4 protein-coding genes are annotated in these 4,692 nt (G+C 64.0%); all 4 read left to right on the forward strand.

The annotated features are described in order from the left end of the window. A partial coding sequence (locus AC1DP3_RS17885) for a family 78 glycoside hydrolase catalytic domain (protein WP_477295649.1) occupies nt 1-1,610 on the forward strand: 1,610 nt, incomplete at its 5' end. A gap of 610 nt (nt 1,611-2,220) precedes the next feature. Further along, on the forward strand, nt 2,221-2,673 hold the full coding sequence (locus AC1DP3_RS17890; RefSeq protein ID WP_477295651.1) for a LexA family protein: 453 nt from the start codon (nt 2,221-2,223) through the stop codon (nt 2,671-2,673). Further along, the gene (locus AC1DP3_RS17895; protein WP_477295653.1) at nt 2,673-3,977 is read left to right on the forward strand and encodes a Y-family DNA polymerase; all 1,305 of its coding nucleotides are present in this window, start codon (nt 2,673-2,675) and stop codon (nt 3,975-3,977) included. Before AC1DP3_RS17890 ends, AC1DP3_RS17895 begins: the two co-directional genes overlap by 1 nt. Nucleotides 3,978-4,172: 195 nt before the next feature. After that, nucleotides 4,173-4,692, forward strand: a 520-nt coding sequence (locus AC1DP3_RS17900) for a hypothetical protein (RefSeq protein ID WP_477295655.1), incomplete at its 3' end; no start/stop codon positions are given.

Raw genomic sequence — 4,692 nt, forward strand, 5'->3', positions numbered from 1 at the left:
AGGCCGACGGGACCATCGATCGGACATCGATGCTCCAGCCGGGATCAAGCGAAGCGAACCCGATGTTCGGTCTGCAGTACTTCGACACCTATACCAGCTACGGCAACCCGAACGGCGAGACCTGGCGGCCGCAGTTCAACTACGACGGCTTCCAGTACATCCAGGTCACGGGACTCCCGGAAGGCTTCACGCCGACTGCGGATCTCATCACGGGACTGCAGACCGCGGCTACGCCGCCCGAGGCGGGAACACTCGAGACGAGCAGCGACAGGGTCAACCGCATTCACCAGATGTCGCACTACTCGATCATGAGCAACATGCAGTCGATCTTCACCGATTGCCCCAACCGTGAGAAGTCGGGCTGGCTCGCGGACATGATCCAGTCCATGCCGGCGATCGATAAGCACTACGACATGGCGGCCTTCCTGCGATCCACGCAGCGGAACACCATCGAGGGGCAGTTCACCACGGGAACGAATGCCGGCTTCACGCCCGGTATTGCGCCGAACGACGAGAACACCGGTACGGGGTTCGGAAACGACCTCAACTGGAATGGTGCGATCGTCCTGACTCCGTATGTTCTCTACAAGAACTATGGCGATCAGGAGACGGTAGCCACTTCGTGGCAGGCGATGGAGTTGTTCATGGACTACATCCGCACCCGTAGGACGACCGCGGCGAATCAGTACATCGTCGACAATGGGCTGGGCGACTGGGCCGCAGGCGACCAGACGACTCCGCGCGCTCTGACGGCGACGAGCGGTTACTACCTTTTGGCCGCGCGCATGGCAGAGATGGCGGGCGTGCTTGGTAACACCGAGCGACAGGCCTACTACTCGGGTCTCGCGGAGAACATCAATACCGCGTTCAACGACCGGTTCTTCAATCCGACGCTCGGGTATTACACCAACACGGGTGCCACGGGAACGGCGACCACACAGGCCAACCAGGCACTTCCTCTGGACTATGGCATGGTGCCCGCTGGCAAGGAGCAGGGTGTGCTCGACAAGCTCGTCGAGCAGATCTATTCCTACAACCCCTTCGGTGGTAAGGCGCACACGAGCGGTGGCACCGTCGGCCTCGGCCCGATCGTGCGCGCGTTGCAGGACGGCGGCCGCGACGACGTGCTCTGGGACATGCTCCAGGAGGACACGCGTCCGAGCTACGGCTTCTTCATGCAGCCCACTGTCGCCCATCCGAACGGCGCGACCACGATCCCCGAATACTGGGACCTGCACGACTCGCAGAACCACATGATCCTTCTCCAGACGGATGAGTGGTTCACGACGGGTCTGGCTGGAATCCAGCAGGCGGAGAACTCGATCGCCTACAAGCGCTTGGTCATCAAGCCTCGCGTGGTCGGTGACCTGAACCATGTCAAGGGCACATACAACAGCCCGTACGGCACTATCGCCAGCGAATGGACAAAGGGCGCCGACGGAGCACTCCGTCTCGACGTCACAGTTCCGTCCGGCTCCACCGCGGAGATCTGGGTGCCGACCACAGGCAAGACCAAGCCCAAGGCGACGAACGGCGCGAAGGTCGTCCACACCGTGGACGGCTACACCGTCTACGAAGTGCGTCAGGGAAGCTACACGTTCAGGGCATAAGCTCCTGATCTGATGTAACGGGGCCGATCCGGCTCGGGCCACAGTGGTGGCCCGAGCCGGATTTACGTATCGCGGGGTTAGTCGCCTACCCAGCAGAGCGCGCAGGAACTCGTTGACCTTCTCCGGACTCACATCGAGGAAGACGACGGCCCCAACCCACACCAGCTGTTGTGGCACCGCAGCAACGGTTCCTCTCAACGAGCTGACGATTCCCGTAAGGCCCGCCCGGGGTGGATTTGCAGTCTGGTGCGTCTTGCGGGACAGGGGGTAATTCCAGATAGGAATCCGCTGGTGCGGGTCTTTCCGTTGGCGCTGCATTCCCTGCTTGCCGAACATCCGACCGCTTGTATCCGGCTCCACCAGTATTGACCCTGGGGAGGAAAACAGTGCCGCGGAGCGGCTCGTTCAGACGGTCGCATGCCGAATCGTGGTGCTCGCCGCGGTCGGCCCATTGGTGATGCGGTTGGTAGAGCAGCGTACGATCCGCGCCGCCCGCATGAAATGCCGGGGCAGCCGATAGCCCGTCGCGGTTGCTAGGGCAAACTTCCCAATGTCGGGCTTCCCACGCATACTAAATATCGTCCCGATGTTCTAGCCGCGAGAGGATCAGATGCGCGCGACCCTCGTTCGCTCGGCCGGTCCCACCGACCTTCGTCGCTACGTCGTGCGTCGCGGCATCCGTGTCGCCCCGGTCGCAGTCGCTGCGGGTTTTCCGAGCCCGGCGCAGGATTACTACAACGKGGACATCGACCTCACCGAGATGCTCGTGGACGACCATGCCGCTACATTCATCGTCCGCGTGTCCGGCCACTCCATGACAGGCGCCGGCATCGACAACGGCGACGAACTGCTGGTGGACAGGTCGAAGACCCCCAGGGACGGGGATGTCATCGTGGCCATCCTGGACGGCGAGCTCACCGTTAAGCGTCTGCTCCTAACTGGAGGCGGCGTGGTGCTGAAAGCCGAGAACGCCGAGCATCCCGACATCGAGGTTGCGGAACTCAGCGAGCTGCAGGTCTGGGGTGTCGCCACCTACTGCCTGCACCACCTGCGGCGACCCTGATGCTCGCCCACGTCGACGTGAACTCGGCGTACGCGAGCTTCGAGCGTGTCTTCCGACCCGACCTCGCCCGCGTGCCGCTGGTGGTGCTGTCCAATAACGATGGCATGGTCGTCGCGGCCAGCCGGGACGCGAAAGCGATGGGCCTGGACCTGGGGGAACCCTGGTTCAAGATCCGCCCACACGCGCAACGCCTCGGCGTGGTCGCGGTCAGCTCGAACTACGAGCTGTACGGCTCGATGAGCGCCAAAGTCATGCAGGTGCTGTCCCGGTACACCGCTGACCTCGACATCTACTCGATCGACGAAGCGTTCCTCACCGTCCCCCCACACATCGTGCGGGAACCCGGGGCGATGCAGGCCTGGGCGCGCGAGATCAAAGACGCCCTCGCCAAACTCCTCGGCCTCCCCGTCTGCGTGGGCGTCGCGAACACCCGCACCACGGCGAAGCTTGCCAACAAGTGGGCGAAGAAGGCAGCGCCGTTCGAGGGCGTGTGCGTGTGGCCGGACATCCCGGCGGAGGATCGGCAGCAGCTGATGGAAYGGCTCCCAGTGTCCGAATTGTGGGGCATCGCGTCCCGGCTGGAGAAACGGCTGAACGCGATCGGGATCACCACGATCGCCGATCTCGCGGTGGCTGATCCGACCGTCGTGCGGAAGAACACGTCGGTGGTGACGATGCGGACCGCGCTCGAGGTGCGCGGCGTGCCGTGCATCGGCGCCGAGCCCAACCACGACGGAAAGAAGCAGCAGCTGATCGTGTCGCGCTCCTTCGGGGAGAAGATCACCACCGTGGCAGAGATGAGGCAGGTGTTCTCCATCTACGCGCAGCGTGCCGCCGCGAGATTGGTGCGGCACAACCAGGTCGCGAAGCTCCTCACCGCGTTCGCCTCCGTTTCCCCGTTCGATGACAATCCCGATAGGGCCAGCGATGGTGGCCGCCGCCATCTGTTCCCGCAGAGCGTGGCGCGGCTCCCCACGCCGACCGCTGACCCGGTGCAGCTGACCAGAGCAGCGCACGCGCTGCTCCCCCAGCTTTCCGATGGAGTCCGGTACGCGAAAGCAGGCATCATGCTCACCGACCTCCGCAAAGCCGACGAGCACCAGACGCTAGACATGTTCCGCCACGCCCATGAGGAACACCACATCGCCGAACTCATGGCGCGCGTGCAGCGGAAGGCCGGCAATGATGCTCTCGGTCTCGGGTACGCGGGGATGCGGCCGGGCCCGAAGTGGCAGATGAAGCGCGAGATGCTGACGAAGCGGGCGACGACGCACTGGGCCGAGCTGGTCACCGTCCGGGCATAGGCCGATGAAGGTTCCCCGAATTCCTCGACACCATACGTCTGCAGACGAGTTCCGCCGCACTTGACCGCGAGGTGCCGCGGGTACGATCGCGCCGTGAGAGTCTTGCGGCGAGCGGCCATGGTCGGCGCCGTGGGGTGTGTACTGGCGGCTCTCGCTACGTCCTGCGTGCCAGCGCCACCACCCGAGGACGCATGGGTGATCACGCCGATCGCGTACGACAATTCACCGGACGGCACGGCCGGCCGCGACATGATCGACGTGACATATCCGATGCCCCACCTCGCCAGCGACTCCGTTGGCGGGTTCTGGACAGAGTCAGCCGGTTCCTGGCTGCACATTGACAACCACGAACGCGCCGCGCGCCGGTTCAACCTTGAAGGTGAGATGCAGTTCCTCAGAGTGCGCGGGATCTCCGCGATCGACTCGACGACGCTCGTGGTGTCGGGCCACTTCGACGGGGAATGGGAAGGCGGACTCTGGCAGTTCGACACCACCACGATGACCTGGACCGACATCCCGACCGACGCCGCCGTTGTCGTGGGCGATGTCGCCTCACTAGGCGACGTCATCTTGTACGTCGAGTACCTCTACGACACCAGCGGAAACGTCAGCTTCGTCGTCCGTCGCCTCGAAGAGGCGGGGGACGATCCCGTCCTCAGCCCGCGGCTGGATCTTCCCGCCGGCGACAACGTGACGATCTCGGTCACACCTGACC

The sequence above is a fragment of the Microbacterium sp. P5_B6 genome (genome assembly GCF_056400345.1).